This window comes from Ruegeria sp. BB6, assembly GCF_056539385.1.
In genome coordinates this window covers 197,856-218,677 of sequence record NZ_JBQFUW010000007.1, presented here as the reverse complement: position 1 = coordinate 218,677, position 20,822 = coordinate 197,856, and the positions used below count along the sequence as shown (strand labels likewise).

24 protein-coding genes are annotated in these 20,822 nt (G+C 56.5%); 2 read left to right on the top strand and 22 right to left on the bottom strand.

The features are described 5' to 3' along the window. The first annotated feature begins 151 nt into the window (after positions 1–151). A complete protein-coding gene (locus ACR0B7_RS16700) occupies positions 152–2,140 on the top strand; it encodes a DUF1214 domain-containing protein (RefSeq protein ID WP_170388062.1) in 1,989 nt (662 codons plus the stop codon). Between the two features lie 791 nt (positions 2,141–2,931). On the opposite strand, the gene ACR0B7_RS16695 is transcribed toward ACR0B7_RS16700, so the two are convergent. The 21 genes from ACR0B7_RS16695 to cobA all read right to left on the bottom strand — a co-directional run bounded on the left by ACR0B7_RS16695 (position 2,932) and on the right by cobA (position 19,124). Next, positions 2,932–3,597 (bottom strand): YrbL family protein, encoded by a 666-nt coding sequence (locus tag ACR0B7_RS16695; RefSeq protein ID WP_170576907.1) that lies wholly within the window; start codon positions 3,595–3,597, stop codon positions 2,932–2,934. Between the two features lie 511 nt (positions 3,598–4,108). Then, on the bottom strand, positions 4,109–4,537 hold the full coding sequence (locus ACR0B7_RS16690) for a hypothetical protein (RefSeq protein WP_480682027.1): 429 nt from the start codon (positions 4,535–4,537) through the stop codon (positions 4,109–4,111). Between the two features lie 19 nt (positions 4,538–4,556). Next, positions 4,557–4,943: a hypothetical protein gene (locus ACR0B7_RS16685; protein ID WP_170576905.1), complete on the bottom strand. Its 387-nt coding sequence runs from the start codon at positions 4,941–4,943 to the stop codon at positions 4,557–4,559. Further along, entirely contained in the window at positions 4,915–5,544 is a 630-nt protein-coding gene (locus ACR0B7_RS16680; protein ID WP_170576904.1) for a helix-turn-helix domain-containing protein, read from the bottom strand. The genes ACR0B7_RS16685 and ACR0B7_RS16680 overlap by 29 nt, the downstream gene beginning before the upstream one ends. After that, the gene (locus ACR0B7_RS16675; protein ID WP_170576903.1) at positions 5,537–5,788 is read right to left on the bottom strand and encodes a hypothetical protein; all 252 of its coding nucleotides are present in this window, start codon (positions 5,786–5,788) and stop codon (positions 5,537–5,539) included. Before ACR0B7_RS16675 ends, ACR0B7_RS16680 begins: the two co-directional genes overlap by 8 nt. Positions 5,789–6,008: 220 nt before the next feature. After that, positions 6,009–8,519: a hypothetical protein gene (locus tag ACR0B7_RS16670; protein WP_170576902.1), complete on the bottom strand. Its 2,511-nt coding sequence runs from the start codon at positions 8,517–8,519 to the stop codon at positions 6,009–6,011. Positions 8,520–8,530: 11 nt separating this feature from the next. Next, the gene (locus ACR0B7_RS16665) at positions 8,531–9,406 is read right to left on the bottom strand and encodes a bifunctional DNA primase/polymerase (RefSeq protein ID WP_170576901.1); all 876 of its coding nucleotides are present in this window, start codon (positions 9,404–9,406) and stop codon (positions 8,531–8,533) included. A gap of 133 nt (positions 9,407–9,539) precedes the next feature. After that, positions 9,540–10,142, bottom strand: a complete 603-nt coding sequence (locus ACR0B7_RS16660) for a hypothetical protein (protein ID WP_170576900.1) — start codon at positions 10,140–10,142, stop codon at positions 9,540–9,542. Continuing rightward, positions 10,135–10,362, bottom strand: coding sequence for a hypothetical protein (locus ACR0B7_RS16655; protein WP_170576899.1), 228 nt, complete (start codon positions 10,360–10,362; stop codon positions 10,135–10,137). The genes ACR0B7_RS16660 and ACR0B7_RS16655 overlap by 8 nt, the downstream gene beginning before the upstream one ends. Further along, a complete protein-coding gene (locus ACR0B7_RS16650; RefSeq protein ID WP_170576898.1) occupies positions 10,362–10,655 on the bottom strand; it encodes a hypothetical protein in 294 nt (97 codons plus the stop codon). Before ACR0B7_RS16650 ends, ACR0B7_RS16655 begins: the two co-directional genes overlap by 1 nt. Beyond that, on the bottom strand, positions 10,655–10,942 hold the full coding sequence (locus tag ACR0B7_RS16645) for a winged helix domain-containing protein (RefSeq protein WP_170576897.1): 288 nt from the start codon (positions 10,940–10,942) through the stop codon (positions 10,655–10,657). Before ACR0B7_RS16645 ends, ACR0B7_RS16650 begins: the two co-directional genes overlap by 1 nt. A gap of 124 nt (positions 10,943–11,066) precedes the next feature. Beyond that, positions 11,067–11,417 (bottom strand): hypothetical protein, encoded by a 351-nt coding sequence (locus ACR0B7_RS16640; protein ID WP_170576896.1) that lies wholly within the window; start codon positions 11,415–11,417, stop codon positions 11,067–11,069. 92 nt (positions 11,418–11,509) lie between these two features. Continuing rightward, a complete protein-coding gene (locus tag ACR0B7_RS16635) occupies positions 11,510–11,992 on the bottom strand; it encodes a hypothetical protein (protein WP_170576895.1) in 483 nt (160 codons plus the stop codon). Positions 11,993–11,994: 2 nt separating this feature from the next. Continuing rightward, complete coding sequence (locus ACR0B7_RS16630; protein ID WP_170576894.1) at positions 11,995–13,350, bottom strand: integrase family protein; 1,356 nt, start codon at positions 13,348–13,350, stop codon at positions 11,995–11,997. Positions 13,351–13,495: 145 nt separating this feature from the next. Next, entirely contained in the window at positions 13,496–13,957 is a 462-nt protein-coding gene (gene infC, locus ACR0B7_RS16625) for a translation initiation factor IF-3 (RefSeq protein WP_480682039.1), read from the bottom strand. Positions 13,958–14,203: 246 nt separating this feature from the next. Beyond that, the gene (locus tag ACR0B7_RS16620) at positions 14,204–15,037 is read right to left on the bottom strand and encodes a ferredoxin--NADP reductase (protein ID WP_170485531.1); all 834 of its coding nucleotides are present in this window, start codon (positions 15,035–15,037) and stop codon (positions 14,204–14,206) included. 110 nt (positions 15,038–15,147) lie between these two features. After that, positions 15,148–15,555 (bottom strand): DUF934 domain-containing protein, encoded by a 408-nt coding sequence (locus ACR0B7_RS16615; protein ID WP_170485530.1) that lies wholly within the window; start codon positions 15,553–15,555, stop codon positions 15,148–15,150. Then, positions 15,552–16,313, bottom strand: coding sequence for a phosphoadenylyl-sulfate reductase (locus ACR0B7_RS16610; protein WP_170388604.1), 762 nt, complete (start codon positions 16,311–16,313; stop codon positions 15,552–15,554). Before ACR0B7_RS16610 ends, ACR0B7_RS16615 begins: the two co-directional genes overlap by 4 nt. Further along, on the bottom strand, positions 16,303–17,967 hold the full coding sequence (locus ACR0B7_RS16605; protein ID WP_170485529.1) for a nitrite/sulfite reductase: 1,665 nt from the start codon (positions 17,965–17,967) through the stop codon (positions 16,303–16,305). The genes ACR0B7_RS16610 and ACR0B7_RS16605 overlap by 11 nt, the downstream gene beginning before the upstream one ends. A gap of 66 nt (positions 17,968–18,033) precedes the next feature. After that, positions 18,034–18,348, bottom strand: coding sequence for a DUF2849 domain-containing protein (locus tag ACR0B7_RS16600; RefSeq protein WP_170388600.1), 315 nt, complete (start codon positions 18,346–18,348; stop codon positions 18,034–18,036). Beyond that, positions 18,348–19,124 (bottom strand): uroporphyrinogen-III C-methyltransferase, encoded by a 777-nt coding sequence (gene cobA / locus ACR0B7_RS16595; protein ID WP_170485528.1) that lies wholly within the window; start codon positions 19,122–19,124, stop codon positions 18,348–18,350. The genes ACR0B7_RS16600 and cobA overlap by 1 nt, the downstream gene beginning before the upstream one ends. Positions 19,125–19,265: 141 nt before the next feature. Between cobA and ACR0B7_RS16590 the strand changes: the two genes are divergently transcribed. Next, positions 19,266–19,745: an Lrp/AsnC family transcriptional regulator gene (locus ACR0B7_RS16590; RefSeq protein ID WP_170388596.1), complete on the top strand. Its 480-nt coding sequence runs from the start codon at positions 19,266–19,268 to the stop codon at positions 19,743–19,745. A 5-nt stretch (positions 19,746–19,750) separates the two neighbouring features. Here ACR0B7_RS16590 and ACR0B7_RS16585 read toward each other — a convergent pair whose 3' ends face one another. After that, on the bottom strand, positions 19,751–20,788 hold the full coding sequence (locus tag ACR0B7_RS16585; RefSeq protein WP_170576910.1) for a cytochrome P450: 1,038 nt from the start codon (positions 20,786–20,788) through the stop codon (positions 19,751–19,753). Positions 20,789–20,822: the final 34 nt, after the last annotated feature.

Genomic DNA, 20,822 nt, shown 5'->3' with positions numbered 1-20,822 from the left:
TTGAATTCGGACACTGACCGGTATTGGCACAAACCAATTGGTCAGTAATTGGAGAGGCGGTGTATGCCTCGGGACACCGTCTCTCCACAACAAACACCAAAGTGCCAAGTCGCGACAAGCGCATAAAGGCAATGAAAATGGGAGTTTCAAAATGAGAAACATTAAGACTTGTATGACAGCGATTGCGATTGCACTCGCAGTCAACACGGGACCGCTTAAGGCGCAACAATTTGGCCAAGAAAGAGCACGAGCGGTCGGTGAACTGACAGATGAAGCGGTTGTGTCCGCTCTGCGCGAAGATGGTCGCGTCTCAATGAGCGGCGGTTTTTTTGAGACCGACAGTGACGCGCTAACCGGCACGTCACCCGAGGTGTTGTTCAAAGTTGCCAGCGCGATGGCGACGCTGCCTGAAATGCGACTGGCGATCGTGGGCCATACGGACTCGGTGGGTGACTTTGCATACAACATTGACCTCGCTGAGCGCCGTGCTGCGGCCGTACGCAATGCACTGATGGGCGAACCCTACAACGTCGCGGCGGAACGTCTGGTCGCCATGGGAGCAGGTCCAATCGCGCCTGTTGCCTCGAACTTGTCCGAGGAAGGACGCGCGCTGAACCGGCGCGTGGAGTTCGTTTTGCTGAACGAAGATATGATTCAACAAAACGAGGGCGCAAACGAACAAGTTGCATTGCCTCCACAATCAGACAGAGAGTTCGCCGCAATCGTACCGCAAAACGTTTTGACACCGGACAGAGTGAAAACAGAGACACTTGGCACACTTGAGTTTTTCGATGGCATGCCTTCACCAGATACGGTTGAGAAAGTCTTCGACAATCTGGACTTGATGCGCGCAACGACTGCTTTTCTTGATGGCATGAAAATCGCGTCTCTGCGTGGAATGTTTCAAGGCTATGAAGATGTAGGCGCACAACCCAATGATGTCGTCATTGCAGAAAATCTTCTGGATGCCAGATCAATCTGGCTGACGCCTAATACAACGACTATTTACGTTGGTTCCAACGTTGATATCTCCGAAGGTCCTATGGTCATAGAGGTGCCCGCTGGCATGTTGGGCCTGTTGGACGACGCAGGGTTCGACTACGTCGCAGACATTGGCGCGCTTGGTGCAGACAAAGGCGAAGGCGGGAAATACCTGTTGATGCATCACGACGATGAAACTGCAGTGCCAGAAGGATATTTTGAACTTCGTACAAGAACAAATGAACACTGGTTGCTGCTGCGTCGCTCCCCCGGGGCAGATGGTGACACAACAGGACCAGTTGCAGAGATCAAGGCAGGGCTGAACATCTATCCGCTCAGCGCAGCCGACAATCCGCCATCGGAGAACTTCATCAATATCTCCGGCGTTCAGCACAACACAGTCCATGCCAACAACGAAGACTTCTTCGAGGAGATTCATGTAGCCTTGGATAACAATCCGGTCGGCGCTTTTGATCCAGAAATTGTTGGGACATTTGCTTCCATTGGCATCAAAAAAGGCGAACCGTTCGAACCGGACGCCAGAATGAAGGGAATCTTCAAAGAAGCAGCAGCCATCGCAAACGCGACAGCGCGTGCGATCACATATGCCTCACGGGATCCGGGGGTGTACTTCTATGAAGATCGTCAATGGAACTCGCCGTTCCAACGCCAGAGCTATCTGTTCCTTGAGGATGGCGCGCGTATTCTGGATGATCGGACATACTTCTTTTACATGGCGACAGGTATCACACCTGCAATGACTGCGCCGCCGGTTGGCACCGGGTCGGTGTATGCAATGACGGCCCGCGACAAAGATGGGGAGTATCTGGATGGTTCAAAGACCTATAAGGTAACGCTTCCCGCGCCGGTCCCTGCCAAGAACTTTGCGTCATTCATGCTCTATAGTGGGCAGACTCGTTCGATCTTGGAAACAGACCAACAATCCGGAGGGATCGACTCCAACCGGCCCGGAATAAAGCCGAACGACGATGGTAGCTTCAGCATCTATTTTGGACCGGAAGCGCCGGAAGGTTGGGAAAACAACTGGGCGCAAACAGTTCCCGGTCGAAGCTTCAATGTTATGATGCGCCTTTACGGGCCGCTTGAACCATGGTTCGACAAAAGCTGGCGGCCCGGTGATTTGGAACTCGTGGAGTAGTCTTGGAAGTTTAGGCTAGACGAGCAAATGTCTTATGGCGAACATGGACGCTCCAAGAAATTGGGGCGTCTCCAAAACCGGCCGCTTTGGGCTCGAAGCGGTCATTCGCGGCAGTTGGTACGAGCGACCACACTGCGGACGAAGCCGCCGTTAACACAGTCATCAGCATGTGATGCCTAACAAGCGATATCCAAGCCACCCCCCAAACCTTCAGCGCGTCGTCCAGCAGTGTAAGTTCGCGTTCGTCTAGTTCGGTTCTACTGGCGGTCTGAATGAAGAGGCGCAGGACTTCTTTGCCATTTCACTCTCGCAAAATTAAAAAAGAATAATGAAGTACTTACTCCAAACCCCCACTGCCAGGGCAATCCTCATAGCACTCTTTGTAATTGTTGTTGTGAGGGTGTGCAGCTATGACAGCTATCAAGGGGCTGGATATCAAAGGCCTGATCATGATTATTGGGACGGCGGGGACAGGCCCTAAACCGAGTTCACTCCTGTACTGTGGCATCCACTGCAAACAGTCGCGCAGGTTGTCCGTAACTCGGACATAACAGACACTAGTACCGAGTTACCGTGAATAATATTCCGCCCAAAGAAGCGAAGCAGTTGGCGAGATATTCATCCTCGACATTCAGAATTTCGAGTATGATTTCGATGTCGGCTTAGTTCGCAACAAAATCTCCTCCCTAAGAAGATTGCGGCCCGTTTTAGTGCTGGAAGGCGATACGCGGAGTTGTCTGGGTTCTCGCACTGAGGCTACCTCACGTGTCGGGGTCATATGCAATCTACGGTCACATAGAGTGTGAATGTCCACTTGCTTCGTTGCTATGCGCCAGAGCTGCTTCTGCTTGACCGACAACACGATCACGCACCTTGTTCAAACCGCGAGTGTTTAACCATTTCAACCACTTTCGCAGTGGAACAAGCTGTTTGCAGCCAAAACTGTCTATCCAGACAAACCTGCCCAGGCCATCTACTTGCGTTTGGAATACGATGTTCTTTAGGTTCTTGTTGCTGATCACGACGTGGTTTTCCATCAACGCATCAAAAAAATCGTTAAGCAATTTCAAGTGCAGGGTATTCAGGCGACCTGCTCGGATCATGTCCCTGAGGGTCGGTGACAAATTACCATCAGGATCTGAAATGCGCTCGTACACCAGTCCTAGACCTAAATCAGTTGGCATCGTTCCATGCACTTCACAAATTGGCAGTAGCGCACCGGGTTCTTGTTTGCGAGCTTTTAGTTCCAAATACTCGCGAAACTCGCGCAGAAAACCATTGTACATGGTCGCACGGCGAAGGCGGCGTTCGATCCAACTGACGTCCGGAAGTTGTCCATGTGCGTCGTACGTGCCCGGCTGCGGTAACTTCACCAGAAGAGACGGTTCGTTCGGGTGTTCATAGATATGCTGACGCTTGCCCTTGGCAATCACAGGCTTATTGCTCAGCGTCAGCATGCTGCACCTCATAGCTTAGTGGTTTGCAAGTGCGTATGACAGTTTTGTAACAGAAGTAAAGAGCCGTCCTCGAAGTAAAAAACTGCGCTTTTGTTTCCAGCGGAGAGATGGCTGCTAGCCAATGAAGTGGCGGACTTGCCCGTTCTTGACGTCCACTTTGGGCTCAATGCCGAAATCTGGGGCATTTCGTCGTATGACCGGTTCGCCGTTCCGAGCGGACATTGCATTCGCCGTTTCCATCGGAATCGCCGTGGTGATTCAAGGGCGGCAGGAAGATTGTTCATGTCGCACTTGTTTTGGCTCGACCTACAGCACTTGAAACGCATCCAGCAATTGTTACCAAAACAAATGTAGAGCGGTTGCGCGATGTTCGCTGTGGACTTATCAGGGAGCAGGCACCTTCCGTGCCGGGGCGTTCGCGGCTTCCAAACGCGTCGCCCCATCACCCCCCAAAAACGGCCATTACGGGACATAAAAGGGACACAGCTTTGTTTGATCTTGCCTATGCCTATTAATTATTAGTTAAATTATTCTCGACACTTCCCCCTTTGGAGGGGGTAACGCCCAACCCAACCGCTTTTGCGTCGCGTGTCAGCAGGTTTACAGCTTCCCGATATTCAATCGTCGCAAACGGATTAAACTTCGGTTTGCCGTCGTATGAACACCACAGCCTGCCGGGTTCCATGTCGTGTATGGCGTTGTTGCGTTGGGCGCTATGCACTGCGGCGGCCCGGTCCACCGCTTCAATCCCCCGCACGGCCAGCGTGCCAGCCACAGCCGCGGCCCGTGTCCGGTCCATCGGGTCGTTGCTCGGGTCCATCGCGATAGATGCAACGTCGCGTGTAACGGCGGTCAGGATTGCCAGAAAGTCGTTTGCAGTCGGAAGCGCAACGGCGGGGCTTTCCTCAGCAGGGGGCGCGGTGGCCTTCTCCTTCGGCATCTTCACAATCTTTGTGGTCTTACTCATCGCCCGCAACCCCGCGTACCTGTTCCAATGTCACCCCAAAACCTTCGCACAGCGCCGCAAACGCACCCTGTTCATAGTCCCGAAATTCGGCTTCGGTCGCGCAATTCACCAGATGGCAAAAGCCGACCTTCAACGCCCGCTTATGCGTGAATTCCATGTCATGCAGTTCGGCCAGCACCATCAGCCGTTCCACCGCCTGAAACGCGGCATCGCGGGCCTGTGTTATGTCACTGGTGCTTAGGTCAAACGTGGGGGCAACCATGGCCGCGATTGCCACCGCGTCGGCGCTCATATCTTCGGCCGCATCATCTTCATGTTTAAAAGCACGGGCGGCGCTTTCAACCGTCCATTCAGTCGGTATCGGTATTGTCTCGGACATTTTCGCTTTCCTCATCCAGAACATTTTGCACGGCGGGATTGCCGCCAATAATAGCATCAATCGCATCGGCACCGCGAACCGGGTCCAATTTGACGATTTCGGCGCATAGGGCGCGGATAGTATCGGACAAATGGCTCTGGCGGTGTTTGTCCACCCGGTCCAGCAACCCCATGTAGATATCCAGATGGTCCAGAAAGTCCGCACCGATTTGAAGGGCCGCCGCCGTGTTCCCTTCGCCCATCTGCGTTTCAATCCCGACCTTCATGGTTTCCAGTGTGTCCAGCACCAGCTTTTGCAGGTCGCCAATGTGGTCAACGTCGCGTTGACGTTCCAATCGGTGCGTCGCTTCGATGATTTGAGGGATGCACCGCACGACATGCCGCCACACGGTCGCGGGCGTCACGCCAATACGTTCGGCAATGTCCGCATTCGACAGGCCCGCATAGTGCAGGGTTGCCACCGCGCGGCGGTTTTGAAGGTCCATCGCGCATATCGGGCAGGACGGAAGGTCCACACGCGCCATGATGTTGGATAGATTGAAACGCCCTTTTTCACGCAAAATGCGCCATTTTACGCCAGCACGACGCGACGTCTTAGGCATCCGAAAGCCCCTTCGCGCCCCAAACCGCAACGGCAAAGTTTTCCCCGTGTTCCGCGACGCAATCCTGAAACTGTTCAATCGCCATGTTCACGCGGTGGACAATATCGCGTTGCGTGGGCGCTTCGCCGTCAAACACGTCGGCGCTGGTCAAATCGTCCACCACTTTGGCGTGGTAGTGGGTGCCGCGGTCCATCAGGGTTATCGTGAATTCCCGTTCCTTATCGTCTGGATGTTCGGGTTGCATATTTCGCTTCCTTCCATGCAGGGGATTTTGGGCGGGTTTCGTTTTTCCGTCAGGTGCCTACTCCCCCCCTTAGTATATTCTGACGGAAAATCTCGACAGTTGGTAACACTCTGAAAACAACGACTTACGCGGTTTTGAAAATCGCTGACGGAAAAACCTAGCGTTTGGTCGCCCCCGGTTGAGTGGGCACAACCTATTTCTAGTTGTGTGGATACAGCCGTCATAACAGCACCGATTTCAGGGCGTTGAGGGGTAGGGCGGTGGCCAGATTACCGCCAAGCGCAAGGTCGGTGGACGTCATGGCTATGGCCCGCGGTTGTGGCTGTTCGGTGCGCCTGCGTATGTTGTCCAACGTGCGGGTGGTTATGCCTGCCACCCCGCACCCATCCAGCAGTTTCACCGCGTCGGGGTACTTAATGTCAAAGCCGGGTATGCGATGCGCAAACGCCGCAAGCACAGCGCGTTCAAATTGCGTCCGCTTCAAATCAACACCGCCCGGTTGCCCATCCATCATCCAGCCGTGAAAGCGCAACCAATCGTCAGCACTTTTTAATACCGCTTCGGCCTTATGCCTGTATTCATCCCACGCGCGCCGCCAGTGCAAACAATCCTCAACCGTGGCGAATGGGGCAGTTCCAAACCGGATAATCCCGTCATAATCCCGCACGTCCACGGGCATACGTTTGAAGTCAAAGTCTAGATTGGATGCAACGTCACGGGTTTCGTCTATCAGGTCGCACCCAAGGCGGTATTGCTTCGGCAGGGACACCAGCGACTTTCTGGTCATGACGTCACCGTATTCGCGGTTCCGTATGATTTCCTCCCACGCGTGCGCTTCCTCAATCTTCGGCTTTGTCCTATCCCAGTGGGGGATTTTGTGCCCAGCGCGCGCAATAAAAACGTTTGTTTCATCTTCGACAAATAGCGCCATGCCCCCGCGGGTTTTCACCACCAGCACGCGTTGCGCCCTATGCTTTACCTCAAGCGTTTCAGTGTCGCCGTTTGGGTCCACCATGCCGCGCAGTTCGGCAAACCATGTCCCGATTGCCCCCGACGTTGCGGCCTTCGCTTCTGCCAGCGTCGCGTCACTCAGAAAACCGTCTGTTGTCGCGCTCATCATCGTGACGTGGGCAGGCAATCCGGCAACGGCTTCGGCCAGTGTCGCGCGGACAATAGACGTGATGTAGGCCGCATATGGCGCGCAGGTTATGCCGCTTTCTGGCATGTCCTGATATGTGCCGTTGCGTGTGTCAAACACGCGAGCTGTCACAGGGTTTGTTTTCCAGCCTGCCACAGCCTGCGCAAATTTGCCGTACCCACTGTTGCCAACCTCCTTAACCAGCGCGTGCAGGCCGGGGTGCGTGCCCTTCGGAAACCGTGCGCGCCAATGGTTGATGAATTTGGCGAAATCGACCAACGGCCGCGCCGTTCCATCCCACGGCACATAGACGCCGTGTTTAACGGTGATGCGCGCGCCCATCTGCACCGCTAACTCCAGTTCGGGGCCGCAACAGCAGGTTTCCCCCGATAGCGGATAGCAAAGGCCATAACCCCCGTTTGCCACTGGCAGGCACGGAAAGCGCGTGTCTGGCGGGAATTCAAATTCGGCCCGTGCAAACGTCAAAGCGTCGTGGCGGGCCAGTGTGTCCACGTCCTTAGTGTATTGGATGGCGTCCCAATCCGCGGGGCGTAAGGCGGCCATGGCAGACGTGTATGCCCCTTTAAGGTCAAGGTCGGTTATATCCCCATCATGCACGCCGATTTCGCAGGCGATATTCAGCCCGCCATGGAAGCAATCGGCCGTCAGCGTTTTTATATCGCCCACGGCTGGCAACATGGTTTTCTGTTCACGAGGGGGTTTCTGCCATCCGCAAAAGCGTAATGGGTCCAAATCGCAATCCGATATGCAGGACCGTATTTTTTCAATGCCCATGCTGGCGACGGTTGCGGGCATTGTTTCCAATCCCCACGCATCGGCCAGCGTCGCGACTTCAAATATCCAATCCCGCGCTATCACCGCATCGCGCAGGGCGTATGCCTCAAACGGGGCGGGGTGTTGTTGCAAACACAAATCCATGCGGCGGATAGCGGGCACACGCTGGCCCTGTTCATCAATCACCGGGGGCATACTCAGCTTTTCAACGCCCATCCAATCGCCCAGCGCCGCCAGTGGTGCGCGGCCGGGGGCCAACAACATCGTATCCAGCAAACGCACACGGATATTCACCCGTCCGACGCCCGGCATCCGGTAAGGAACACGAATGCCGTCCCTATGGTTAATCGTGGCGTATGTGCCGCGGACGTTCTGCGCGCGCTTTTTCAGTTTGTTGAAATCGGCAAACGTCGCCAGTTCTGCGCGGCTGAAATGCGCCGCAACGATAATGTTGATGGCATCGTTGCAAATGTCGGCTTCGGAAATCATCCCAGCGGCGCGGGCATCTTCTATCACGCCGCCAATCATGTGGCTGAAATACGGGCGGCGCGTGCGGCCTTCGGTGTAAACGATATGGTCGCGGGTCGCTGGGTTGTTGGGGGTGCGGTAACTCAGTTGGTGCGACAGGACTATGTTTTTCACAGGATGGCAGGTGCGATTTTTGCAATGAATGTCCGGCCCCTTCCGTGTGCAGGTCGGACATTGGCGGGCCAGCATATCCGCGGACGGGTTCGGCAGTTCGGATGCAGACACATATTCCGCATCCAGCCCGACAATCAGCGAATATCTATCCAGCACACCCAACGCAGTTAACCACCCATCCGAGCCACAGCACCGCGGGCAGACCGTTCTAATTCCCGCTCGCGGTTCGTTGGGCTGGTCGAGATGGCGCGCGGGTGCGTTGTCACGGCTTCGCGTAGGAACCCCGTTATTGCGGCTTCGGAATATCCGTAGTTCGCCAGCGTCCAAACGGCGGCGGCCATGGCGGGGTGTAGCTGGGTGGAACGCTGAATAAAGTCGCTGGCGGCGGCGGGCAGGCTGATAAAGCGGTCATGCCCAGCCATGAAATGCGCGAAAACGTCGTCGGCGTTGACGCCGTGCGGCGTGGACGCGCGGAAGCCGTTGCCGTGTGGGGTAACGCCTTCGGGGGGTGGAAACGCCGATGTGACGGCTTCGATGAAACCCAACACGCGGGTTTGGTCCACCAACGGCAAATCATCGGGGCCGCAATCCAACGGGCTGGTTTCGGGCCATGTGTATTCGTTGCCGTTGGGATGCTTGCCGCCCAAGATAATCAGGCCAGTCGTGCAATAGACGGATATATCAACGCCGTGGAAATGCTGGGTGGCTATGCTTTCATCGGCAGGGCGGTACAGGCGCAAAGTCCTATGGCCCGGTTTACGGGTGCGCCACAGGTCGGTTTGTCCAAGGTGTTCGTCGGCAATTTCGCGGATTGCAAAAGCGCGTTCGGCGTCGTCGTGGTCTAGGTCCACCGCAACAATCGTCCCGTCCATTATCAGGGCGACGTTTTCGGCGGCGCGAACGTTGGCCCATGCTTCAATCAGGTGGCGCGGCGGTGTTTCCGCCTGCCATCTGTTCCAGCCCTTACCGCAGGCTTTGCCATGGGCAGGGACAACGGTTGTCCATCCGTTGTCAAAAAGTTCGGGCGCGTCTGCAAATCTCATCAGGTTCGGACCTTCCCCACCTCAGCCCCCCACTGAGGGGCTTTTCGCTGGGATTACTTATTAAAAAACAACAGGGAATTTCGGCATCAGGCGGTTGTGTCCCGCCTGAGTGCCATTTTAGGGTGCCGTTCGATTAAAACGGCGCGTCCGTCGGGTCGTAGCTTTCGACAGGTTCGGGCGCTGGCGCTGGCGCGTCTGCATCGACAGGGGCGGGGCCGATGATTTTGGCGATTTCGTTTTGCGGAAGCCCGTCGCGGTCCTTCCCTTTCGACACCATCACAGCCACCCGCGCGCCCAGCAACATGGGCAGGTCGTCACCATCCGTGATTGCGTCCGCTTCCAGCCCCGCGGCCGTCACCAGCGCGTGTAGGCGGTTTAGGCCACCCAGAACAGCGCGGGCTTGTTTCGGCTCAAACACAGCAGGGTTTAAGGTCACGCCCCCGTTGCCATCGTCAACCAAAGCGTCCGCACCATGGGAAACGGGGACAAACGCGGCGATTTCGTCCACGTCGTCCACGCCTTCCAGTGCGAAGCGGACAACACCCCAACCCACAGGGCCAGTGCGTTCGCCAACGCTGGTGTCTGTTACAACGGCGATGTAACGGCCCGGTTTTGCAAGGCCCGCTTCCAGCGCCTTCGCCGCGGATTTCATCGCATCGGCCAACGACGGGCCAGCCGGACTAGTCGCCCCATTGCCCAGCGCGTTCAGGCCGTTTTGTTTCGGTTGTTCAGTCATGGAATAAATCCTTTTGATTTGAGATTTCGTCTTGATGCGCCGTAATCAGCGCATCCATTGCGGGCGTTGCACCGCGGGCCATTGTGTCAATTTCGGCCAGCCCCCGGCGTAACGCTTCGGGTGACATGGCTTTGTCAGTCACGGCCCATGCCAGCGCGCACAGGGCGGACCCGATGCGCTGGCGGTCCAGTTTGTCAGAACGGAATTCGTGCGTACTCATCACGCCGCCCGCCCGTTTCTAAGGTGGGTCACGTCGTTAAACGGCTCAGTTTCGGGTTCGGGTAGCCATTCGACCCAACAGGCGATTGGATTGCCCAAATCAAGCGCGTTTGCGGTGATTTCGAGACCGCGCTTTGTTGCGCAGAACGCCAGCGACGACCAAGGCCGCTTTCCGTTCGGGCTAGTACGCTTTTGCACAATCCACTGAATATTGTCGCGACAGCGGATTATGCGGTGCGTGCCGTCGGTAATCGCGACGGTCAAACAACCGTCGCTTTGTTCACGAACACGCATCACGCCGCCCCCGTATCGGTGACGTCGCGTACAACCCCGATTCCCGAAATCAGGTGGTAGCGGCCATGCCATGCACCGCCGCCATCATTGACGCGTTCGGTTTCGATGTTGACGCCGTGGTCTTTGCGCAGACGGTGAACTTCGGCGCTATGGCGACGCCGCGACGGGCATTCAACGGGGCCAGCGCGAAGCTGTTCCAGCATCCGGCAATCATTGCCGCCGACGCTAATCTGGCGCGTTTCGTCGTCCTCATCCTTCACGGTGAACGTCTTTTTGAGTTTACTCATTGTCTCAATCCCCTCGGATTTCTGAGACATGAAAAACTGTGATAGTCAGGATTACGGATTTTCGACTGCCCGACCTTCACGCCTTGCGCCGTTCCCGCGGTGCAGGGTGTTTTTTCATGTCGGGTTAAGCGGCCGTTGGAAAGTCGGGGCCGTTGTCGTCGTGACGAAAGTTAAAACCGCGGCGGCTGGGTCCAACACCCTGCGCCCGCCACGCTTCCCGCGCGGTGCGGACTTCGCGTGCGTCGTCTGGGTGCATCAGTTCCAGCGCGCTTTCAGCGATGGCGTCACCCTGCGACGCCAGACGCCAGCCCAACCAATCGGTTGGTTGCGCGGCACGGGTGCCGTTTCCGGTGTCGGTCTGGCCGGGATAGCGGCGGGCCGTAGTGAGACTGGTTTCTAAGACTGTCTCGGACATGGCACGCGCAAGGTCTGTGCAGGCCATCCATTTCGGCAGTCGGTTGCGTTTGTTGAACATAAAAAAACCCCACTGGTTTACGACTAGTGAGGTTCAGTGTGGGCAAATCTAAATTTTCTGCCTGACAGCTTTTGGTCAGCTTTTGGTCAGCTTCAAAGCACCTTTTTCAAACCGCGCTTAACTTGCAGTTTGTAGTTGTCGGGTAAGGTATCAGGGAAAAGCGCGTCGTGGATTACGGCGCGACAATGTTCTGCGATTGCGGCACCCTTGTTGTTCGGGGCCAGATGCGACTTTTCAAACGTGCTGATGAGTGTTTCCAGCACAGCGGCCGCAACCTTCGGGTCGTCGGGGAAGGCTTTAAGCTTTTCTTTCATCAAATCGGCCAGACCTTCCATGCTTTCGCCCACGGTGGCGGAGTACAATTCCAATGCCTTTTGATAGACGGCCAACCCCACGCACCCGATGCGCGTTTGATAGTGCCATTCGGGACAGGTCCATGTCGCTTGATGCCGAATGCCGTCGCACTCATTCACGGCTTCAACAATCGGGCGTGCCCGTTCAGCCGTTCGCGGCATCCCAATATTTACGTGCTTACCCGTTTCCTCATCTATCGGCATTTCAATTTCGCTACTCATCATCAACCCCTTCCGTGGTTCAAACTGATTACTTTGTCCGCAGGTACTTCGCCGCGTGCTTCGGCCAGCGCATCGGCTAGCAACGCCGCCCACGCCTCAAACACGGCGCGTTGGCGTTCGACTTGCTGGTCACGCTGATACCGTCTTTGAAGCGGTGACGTCGTGGCGCTGGCGCTATGGTTTAGGCATCGGTCAACAATCGCCACGTCCGAACCCGCCTTGATTGTCCCGTCAGAGAACGCGCGGCGCAGGTCGTGAAACGTCCAGTCCAGAAAGTCCGCGCCCAGCGCATCGTCCAACCGCTGTTTGATGGCACCAAAGCCACCATAAGGACCATTGCGCTTGCCTTGGAAAACGTAAGTCTCGGGGTCGCCGTTCAGGTCAACGCCAATCGCCTCGGCCGCGGCTTGGATATGTTCTAGCGCGGTTTCGGATAACGGGGTTTTGTAGTCCTCATCCGTTTTTGCTTTCTCGGCGGGGATAGTCCAAACGCGGTTTTCAAAGTCGATTTCGCCCGCCTGCATCTGCGCCACGTTTGACCGCCTTTGCGCGGTGTATATTAACGCAGTCACAAACCCGCGGGCGGATGCGCTTTCTTCCCCTTCCAACGCAATCAGGATTTGCGCTACTTGTTCTTTCGTTGGGGAAACGTTGCGTTCCTTCTCGACCTTCACCTTGAGCGGGGCCAGTATGTCTTGCGTGGTCCATCCCTGTTCAAACATCCAGCGAAACAGCGGCTTTGAACGGCGTAGCGTCGTATTAATGCTTGAGGGGGCGCGAACACGTTCCTTTTCAATCCACAGCCGCACGGCTTCGGGGGGCAGGGCGTCAGGGCGCATGTGCAGATATTTCGCAAATAGCCGTTTCATGGCTTTGACGGTCTTATCCTTGGACCGCGTGCCCGCCAGCCGAATATCTGCATAGAAGTCTATTGCATCGCCCAGCGTTGGCGCTTCGGCCCGGTTCCGTCGTTGGGCCTGTTGCTGGCGTAGTTCGCGGGCAACCGCTGTCTTATCCGTGGCGGCAACCTTCGCATTAACCGCACCCAGTTTTGTTTGCGCCAGTTCGCGCGCCTTGGCGGGCGTGGTTTCTGGAAAGTCACCCAGACGAACCCGAAAACGGTTTCCGTCGATTGTGTGCCGCAAATACCATGCGCCCTTGTCAGAACGCCCCACGCATTCCAGACCGCGGAATTCCTTATCGCGCCACGTTCCCCGCCCTTCTTTGGGCAGGTGACGCGCCACATAGCTAGTTGATTGGGCCTTGCCCATCGCATCCACCTTCCGTTGTTGTGTCCCGCACGCGTCCGATTGTGTCCCGAATACCGCTTCCAACCGCACCCGGTCGGACCGTGCCATGTAAATACATAGGGGGATTACTTGGGGGATGCAAACGCCTTTATTTTATGGCGATTGTTATCGTTCAGGTCGGGTCTGGTAAGGTGTGTTTTGTGTCCAATAAAGCCCCCTGAAAGGGGGCTTTGGATCGCAACGGTGTGTTGGTTTATTTCTGTGGAAGAGGACCGATCATCATGATCATCTGACGGCCTTCCATCTTGGGCATGTTCTCGACCTTGCCCAATTCCTTGATGTCCTCGGCCACACGTTCCAGCAGCTCACGCCCCAGATTTTGGTGCGCCATTTCACGGCCACGGAAGCGCAGGGTAACTTTGACTTTGTCGCCCTTTTCCAGAAACTTGAAGACGTTCTTCATCTTGACGTCATAGTCATGTGTGTCGGTGTTGGGCCGGAACTTGACCTCTTTCACCTCAATGACTTTTTGCTTCTTGCGCGCTTCACTTTCGCGTTTCTGCTGTTCGTACTTGAACTTGCCAAAATCCATGATCTTGCAGACCGGAGGGTTCGCGTTCGGCGAAATCTCAACCAGGTCGAGGCCGGCATCAGCGGCAAGTTGCATGGCTCTAGCGGGATGAACCACCCCGACGTTTTCTCCATCAGCACCAATCAGGCGAATTTCGGGGGCACGGATCTTTTCATTGACGCGCGGGCCAGTTTCTCGTTGCGGCGGCGCGTTGTGAGGTCTGCGGGCTATGGGTTCATTCCTTTGATGATTGCAGAATTTCGAGCCCGAAATTTAGACTGCCACGCGCCCTGATTCAAGCGCCAACAGCGCTGAAACGATTGAAATTCACAGGATTCACGGCAGGTTTGTGTGCCGGTCACAGTCTGGACAGTGACCGGCGCGGTCTGATTAGCCAACAAAGGCTTTTTCGATCACAAATTCCTTGGGCTCGGAGTTTGCGCCTTCGCGCAGCCCGAATTCTTCAAGGATTTCCTTAATATCAAGGTTGAAGGCCAGCGAGCCGCACACCATCGCACGGTCGGTTTCCGGATTGATGCCGCCTTGGATGCCAAGATCCGCGAACACGGTTCCGTCTTTCAACAGATTGGTGATGCGGCCCATCTTGGGGCTCTCCTCCCGAGTCGTGGTCGGGTAATAGCGAATCTTGTCGGCAAAACCTTCGCCCATCAGCTCTGCCAGCATCTCATCCTGTCGGATGTTTTCGATCAGTTGGCGGCCATATTCCAGCTCGGCCACTTCGCGGCAGGTGTGGGTGATGATGACTTCGTCATAGTCCTCATAGGTCTGCGGTTCGCGCAGCAACGAGGCGAAAGGTGCAAAGCCGGTGCCGGTTGCAAAGAACCAAAGGCGTTTGCCTGGCAGCAGGGCGTCATGGACCAGCGTGCCAACTGGCTTGGGGCGCAGGATGATCTGATCGCCCGGCTTGATGTGTTGCAGTTTCGAGGTCAGAGGACCGTCCTGCACCTTGATCGAGTAGAACTCCAGTTCTTCATCCCATGACGGCGAAGCGATCGAATAGGCGCGCAGCAGCGGTTTGCCGTTGTCACCCAACAAACCGATCATCACGAACTCGCCCGAGCGGAACCGCAGCGAGGCAGGGCGCGACACCTTGAAAGAGAACAGGCTATCGGTCCAGTGTTTGACGTCAGTTACAGTCTGGGCGTCCGGCAGAACGGGGGCCTTTACGGCGGTTGCTTCGGTCACGGGCTTCATCTCTGTCATCGTTTTCACTGCCGGCTGGGTAAACCGACATCTCCGTTTAATCTTTGATCCAAGTCAGGAAAAGGGGGCAGTTGCCCCCACGTCCTGTCACAAGCGTCCATTTGGCGAAATCAACCGCGCAGTCGGGCCTGATAGTTGTTTTCGTGCCAGTCAGAGCGAGCCAGCCACTGATCTTCGGGCTGGCGGTTGGCAAGGGTTTGGTCGATCTCGACTTCGTCAAAACCACTGCGGCGCGCCATTGCGTACTGGTCAGCCAAAATATGGCCCTTGGCACGCAAACGCCCTGTATAGCCTTTCAAACGCAGTGTCCGCGCGATGGTGAACCCGCGACCGTCCGCAAAGGAAGGAAAGTCGATCCGCACCATCTTGGCGCCGCCGAGCCGCTCAGCCAGCTCGTCCGGGTCCGCGTCGGAAGGTACGTCCAGCGCGACTACGTCATTGGCTGTGTCTTCAAGCGCGACAAAGCCATCGGTCCAGTCATCGGGGGCGAACCCCTCATCTGTTACGATTACATTCATGTTTTCTCTCCGGCGCGCACCATCTTGCCATCGACAAAATGGATGCCGCATTCTTCCTTGTTCTGGTCGCGCCAACGTCCGGCGCGGGGGTCTTCGCCCTCTTTGACCGGCGAGGTGCAGGGCGCACAGCCGATCGAAGGGTATCCTTTGGCCACCAGCGGATGCCGGGGCAGGTTGTTTTCATCCATATAGGCGCGCACGTCCTCGGGCGCCCAATGCGCCAGCGGGTTCACCTTGATCCGGCCAGTGCCATCCTCGACCTCAAAGAAGTCGAGCGCCGCACGAGTGCCAGCCTGAAACCGTTTGCGCCCGGTGATCCAGCCACAATAGCCGGACAGGGCTTGTTGCAGCGGAAACGTTTTGCGCAGGTTGCAGCACGCATCCGTGTCCCGCAGGCGCAGCGCACCGTAGGGATCATCGCGCTGAACATCGTCTTCATCCGCGCGAATGATTTTCACGTTCTTCAGACCCAGCCGTTCGCTCACCTCTTGCTGGTATTCCAGCGTTTCGGTGAACAGCATCTGGGTGTCGATGAACAGCACCGGGGTCATCTTGTCGACCACCGCCGCCATGTGCAGCAACACGACTGACTCTGCCCCAAAGCTGGAGACTAGGGCAAGGTCGTCAATTTCTTCTATGGCACCGTGCATCACGTCATGTGCGCTGTGGTGCCGGAACCGGGCGTTCAGCGCTTCGACCTTTTCGGTCAGTTCGCTGCGGTCTTTGCCCAGTTCCGTCTGGATTAGATCAAGCGGCATTCGCCTGAGCCTCGGGGTAAAGAGCTGCCTTGAACGGAGCCATGCCCACACGACGGTAGGTTTGCAGGAATTCCTCCTCGGCGCTCTCACGCTGTTCCAGATACGTGTTCACGATCCGCTCGACGGCGGGAACGATCTCATCATAGGCAAAACCCGGACCAGTGCGGTCGCCAATGGCGGCCGTCTCGGTGCCGTCGCCACCCAGCGTGATCTGGTAGTTCTCAACGCCTGCGCGATCCAGACCCAGAATGCCGATATGCCCAACGTGGTGATGCCCACAGGCGTTGATGCAGCCCGAGATTTTGATCTTCAGGTGGCCGATATCATGTTCGAGCTTCAGGTCGTCGAAACGGGTTGCGATTTCCTGAGCAACCGGGATCGAACGCGCCGTGGCCAGCGCACAGTAATCCATGCCGGGGCAGGCGATGATATCGCTGATCAGGCCGATATTGGCGGTGGCCAGCTCGTATTCTTTCAGCTTCGCGTGGATCGCGGGCAGGTCCGACTTGTGGACATGCGGCAGGATCACGTTCTGCTCGTGGCTGATGCGCAGCTCGTCATAGGCGAACTCTTCGGCCAGATCAGCCATCACACGCATCTGCTCGGCAGTCGCATCACCCGGCGTGGCGCCGTGCTTTTTGATCGAGATCGTGACAATCGCGTGGTCCGCGTTCTTGTGCGGCGCAATGTTTGTATCGACCCACGAACGGAAAACCGGATCATTGGTGTAGGCACTTTCAAACGACGCAACCGAGGCTTCGCGGAAGGCCGGGGCCGCAAAGTGGCCCTTGATCTCTTCCAGCATGTCCATGTCGGCACCCTTGAATTGCGGGCGAACCTGCAGGAAACGCTCGTTAACTTTGGCGCGAATGGTGTCGATGCCGTTTTCGTGCACGGTGATCTTGATGCGCGCTTTGTACTTGTTGTCACGGCGGCCGATCTGGTTCCAGACGGACACGGTGGCCTCAAGATACGCCAGCAGGTCGTCGAAGGCGACGAATTCAGAAAGCTCTTTGCCGATCATCGGTGTGCGGCCCAGGCCGCCGCCCACGATGACGCGCGCGCCCAGAACGCCTTCATGTTCAACCAGTTGCAGGCCGATATCGTGCGCCTTGATCACGGCGCGGTCATTTTCCGAACCGGTGATGGCGATCTTGAACTTGCGCGGCATGAACTGGAATTCCGGGTGGTCGGTCGACCACTGGCGCAGCAGTTCGGCATAGGGGCGCGGGTCGGCGATCTCATCTGCGGCGGCACCGGCGAAATGGTCGGCGGTCACGTTGCGGATCGTGTTGCCCGAGGTTTGAATGGCGTGCATGCCAACCTCGCCCAGCGCGTCCAGCATATCCGGCACGTCTTTTAGCTTCGGCCAGTTGTACTGGATGTTCTGACGGGTGGTGAAATGGCCGTAGCCTTTGTCCCACTTCTCGGCAAGCAGAGCCAGTTGACGCATCTGCGCACTGGAGAGCGTGCCATAAGGGATGGCGACCCGCAGCATATAGGCGTGCAGCTGCAGATACAGGCCGTTCATCAGGCGAAGGGGCTTGAACTCATCCTCGGTCAATGAGCCGTCGATACGACGCTCAACCTGAGCGCGGAACTGTTTGTTGCGTTCTGCCAAAAATGCTGTGTCGAACTCGGAGTAGCGATACATGATTAGCTGTCCTTAGTTGCAGCCCCGAAACCTGGGGGCCTTGAAGGGGAGAGAGAGGGCCTGTGCTCAGGTCCGGGGCTGCGGGGAAGTTTCCTGTTTGCCGTGGGCATAGTTGGACGGGCCAGTCCGACGGAAATCTTCCCGAAAATGAGAGGGTTCAGGACCGTTTTCGCCTGCAACCGCATCCGCAAGATATGCGCCAACGATCTTGTTGGCCTGACGTTCGGCGTCCAAAAGGCGAACCTGTGCATGCGCTTCGTCAGTTATCAGCTCAGCGTCCGCCAGTTCACGCGACCAGCGATCATCTTCGGTGAGGTAGATGACATCGCCTTCCAGCAGGTCATTGGCGGTCACCACTTTGGGGGTAAAAGCGCGGGCCATCAGGCGTGCTCCTTCTTGAATTCGGTCAGGGCGTCGACCGACTTGCGCGGTTCGAGGCCATAAAAAGTGAGGGTTGGGCCGTCCATATTGGCGGCCGTCAGGTCTTTTGTTAGTTGATCCAGCGTCGACGCCAGAATGCGTTGGTCGGGGCGCGAGGCGTTCTCGATCAAAGTCACAGGGGTGGCACGGTCCGCGCCGTGCATGATCAGGCGACCTTGAATGAAACGCGCGGATTTTTTGCCCATGTAGATCGCCGCAACGGAACCGGGACGCGCCAGTGCGCTCCAGTCGTGATCAGCGAAACCTTTCATGTCGTGGCCTGTCAAAAATCGCACAGACGAATTCCGACCGCGCCGCGTCAGGCTTTGGCCGATCCCGGCGACGGCAGCAGAGGCCGCGGTGATGCCAGGAACAATGCGCCACGCAATCCCGGCTGCTTCCAGCGCTTCGATTTCTTCGTCCAGGCGACCAAATACGGTTGGGTCGCCAGACTTCAGGCGAACGACACGCTGGCCTTTCAGAGCATGGTCGACCAGAAGCGCGTCTATGTCTTCTTGCTTCCAAGACGGGCCGAACCCTGCCTTGCCAACATCGACAAGCGTTGCCTTCTTGCCAGCCAGCTTCAAGACATCGGCGCTGATCAGACGGTCATGCAGCACAACGTCCGCGCGCTCAAAAGCTTTCAGCGCCTTGAGCGTCAGCAATTCCGGGTCGCCCGGACCGGCGCCGACAAAGTCGACGTGACCTGCGCCATCATGTGATTGCCTAGACTGCATGTTCAGTTCCGCGTGGTTTGACTTGGAGTGCAATATAGGAAATATTCCCGGTATTGCGCCATATGTGCGCATAAATAAGAACATACGTTCCGTGAGTAGCCCCAAACGGGACGCGGGTTTTAAATCGAAGGAAAAATTGGAATGTCAGTGCGGATTGACGATACGGATCGGAAAATTCTAGTAGAGCTTCAGCGCGATGCCAGTCAATCTCTGGACGAAATTGCGGCGCGGGTCGGCAGTTCCAAAACGCCGGTCTGGAATCGAATCCGCAAGCTCAAAGGGGCAGGTGTCATTGGTCAGCAGACCGTTTTGCTGGACGCCGAGGCGCTAGGATTCGAGGCCACATTTTTCGTTCTTATTCGCACCTCTGAACATGAGGCCGACTGGCAACGCAGGTTCCTCAAAGCACTGCGGGATCGCCCAGAGGTGCAAGAGGCGCACAGGCTGGCGGGCGACATCGATTATATATTGAAAGTCCGGGTTAAAAACGCCCGTGCGTATGATGAGTTTTACCAGACACTGATCTCTGAGGTGCGTGTTCACAACGTCACGGCGTTGCTGTCGATGGAGGAAATCAAGTCCACCACTATGCTGCCGTTGAATGCGTTGATTGAGGGTTGAGTTCCTCACGCCTCGACCATCAGACCGGTCAGCCCGTGAAAATGGTAGCTGTTTGAATATTCTGGCGACGCGCTGAGGCGCAGATTTGGACAGCGTTCAAACAAGGTCGATAAAGCGATGCGCATCTCCAGTCGCGCAAGAGGAGCACCCACGCAGAAATGCAAGCCTCCGCCGAAGCTGGAGTTGGTGACGATCGGCCGGTTTGGGTTGAACACGTTTGGGTCTGTCCAAACCAGTGGATCTCGATTGGCGGCACCTAGCAACAGCGCCACTTCATCTCCGCGTTTGAATTGGTGCCCGAAAACCTCAACCTCCTCATAGGCGTAGCGGGTAAACATATGCAGAGGAGGATCAAAACGCAGGATTTCTTCGACCGTTTTGTCGATTGTGTCCGGGTAAAACGCGTTTTTGCTAACACCTTGTTGCAAAACTGTTTTGATCCCATTGCCCAGCGAATGAACGGTGGCCTCATGCCCCGCGTTCAAAAGCAGGATACACGTCGCCACCAGCTCATCCCGCGAAAGTTTTTCACCGTCTTCCTCGGCGGCGATAAGGCGCGTTATCAGGTCATCGCGCGGATCGTCGCGGCGAAGCTCGATATATGAGGTCAGGAAATCTGTGAACTCCTGCGAGGCAGCGGCTGCGTCGTCTTCGGTTTGGCGGGTTCTTCCGGCCTGATACATAGCCACCATTTTATGAGACCAGCGCAACAGGTTTGGCGACTCGTCTTCGGGAACACCAAGAAGCCGACAGATCGTGATAACCGGTATCTGTGTGCAAAATGCGTCCAGCAAATCAAATGACGAGGTGGGAAACCTGTCTATCAGAGAGTTGCTGAGGTCATGGATTGTTGCCTCAAGCGAGGACACCGCACGCGACGTAAAAGCACGCATCACCAAGGCGCGCAGTCTTGTGTGCGTGGTGGCAGGCATTTTGTAGTCATCCCAAAAGACCATATCTCCGTGTGCTCTGGCCCTGTCATAAAAAGGGTAGGGGTTTTGAACAAACCCCGGCTCGACTGGCGATTGGAACAACGTCTTCATGCCCAGCACACTTGCCATGCGGCCCGTCGGATGC

Coding starts and splice junctions, on each gene's coding strand:
- ACR0B7_RS16605 (WP_170485529.1), bottom strand. CDS start 17,967: ATGTATCGCTACTCCGAGTTCGACACAGCATTTTTGGCAGAACGCAAC.
- ACR0B7_RS16590 (WP_170388596.1), top strand. CDS start 19,266: ATGTCAGTGCGGATTGACGATACGGATCGGAAAATTCTAGTAGAGCTT.
- ACR0B7_RS16610 (WP_170388604.1), bottom strand. CDS start 16,313: ATGCCGCTTGATCTAATCCAGACGGAACTGGGCAAAGACCGCAGCGAA.
- ACR0B7_RS16665 (WP_170576901.1), bottom strand. CDS start 9,406: ATGAGATTTGCAGACGCGCCCGAACTTTTTGACAACGGATGGACAACC.
- ACR0B7_RS16620 (WP_170485531.1), bottom strand. CDS start 15,037: ATGACAGAGATGAAGCCCGTGACCGAAGCAACCGCCGTAAAGGCCCCC.
- ACR0B7_RS16650 (WP_170576898.1), bottom strand. CDS start 10,655: ATGCGTGTTCGTGAACAAAGCGACGGTTGTTTGACCGTCGCGATTACC.
- ACR0B7_RS16635 (WP_170576895.1), bottom strand. CDS start 11,992: ATGAGTAGCGAAATTGAAATGCCGATAGATGAGGAAACGGGTAAGCAC.
- ACR0B7_RS16630 (WP_170576894.1), bottom strand. CDS start 13,350: ATGGCACGGTCCGACCGGGTGCGGTTGGAAGCGGTATTCGGGACACAA.
- ACR0B7_RS16700 (WP_170388062.1), top strand. CDS start 152: ATGAGAAACATTAAGACTTGTATGACAGCGATTGCGATTGCACTCGCA.
- ACR0B7_RS16655 (WP_170576899.1), bottom strand. CDS start 10,362: ATGAGTACGCACGAATTCCGTTCTGACAAACTGGACCGCCAGCGCATC.
- cobA (WP_170485528.1), bottom strand. CDS start 19,124: ATGCAGTCTAGGCAATCACATGATGGCGCAGGTCACGTCGACTTTGTC.
- ACR0B7_RS16685 (WP_170576905.1), bottom strand. CDS start 4,943: ATGTCCGAGACAATACCGATACCGACTGAATGGACGGTTGAAAGCGCC.
- ACR0B7_RS16645 (WP_170576897.1), bottom strand. CDS start 10,942: ATGAGTAAACTCAAAAAGACGTTCACCGTGAAGGATGAGGACGACGAA.
- ACR0B7_RS16690 (WP_480682027.1), bottom strand. CDS start 4,537: ATGCCGAAGGAGAAGGCCACCGCGCCCCCTGCTGAGGAAAGCCCCGCC.
- ACR0B7_RS16600 (WP_170388600.1), bottom strand. CDS start 18,348: ATGGCCCGCGCTTTTACCCCCAAAGTGGTGACCGCCAATGACCTGCTG.
- ACR0B7_RS16585 (WP_170576910.1), bottom strand. CDS start 20,788: ATGAAGACGTTGTTCCAATCGCCAGTCGAGCCGGGGTTTGTTCAAAAC.
- ACR0B7_RS16695 (WP_170576907.1), bottom strand. CDS start 3,597: ATGCTGACGCTGAGCAATAAGCCTGTGATTGCCAAGGGCAAGCGTCAG.
- ACR0B7_RS16640 (WP_170576896.1), bottom strand. CDS start 11,417: ATGTTCAACAAACGCAACCGACTGCCGAAATGGATGGCCTGCACAGAC.
- ACR0B7_RS16660 (WP_170576900.1), bottom strand. CDS start 10,142: ATGACTGAACAACCGAAACAAAACGGCCTGAACGCGCTGGGCAATGGG.
- ACR0B7_RS16615 (WP_170485530.1), bottom strand. CDS start 15,555: ATGAATGTAATCGTAACAGATGAGGGGTTCGCCCCCGATGACTGGACC.
- ACR0B7_RS16675 (WP_170576903.1), bottom strand. CDS start 5,788: ATGCAACCCGAACATCCAGACGATAAGGAACGGGAATTCACGATAACC.
- ACR0B7_RS16680 (WP_170576904.1), bottom strand. CDS start 5,544: ATGCCTAAGACGTCGCGTCGTGCTGGCGTAAAATGGCGCATTTTGCGT.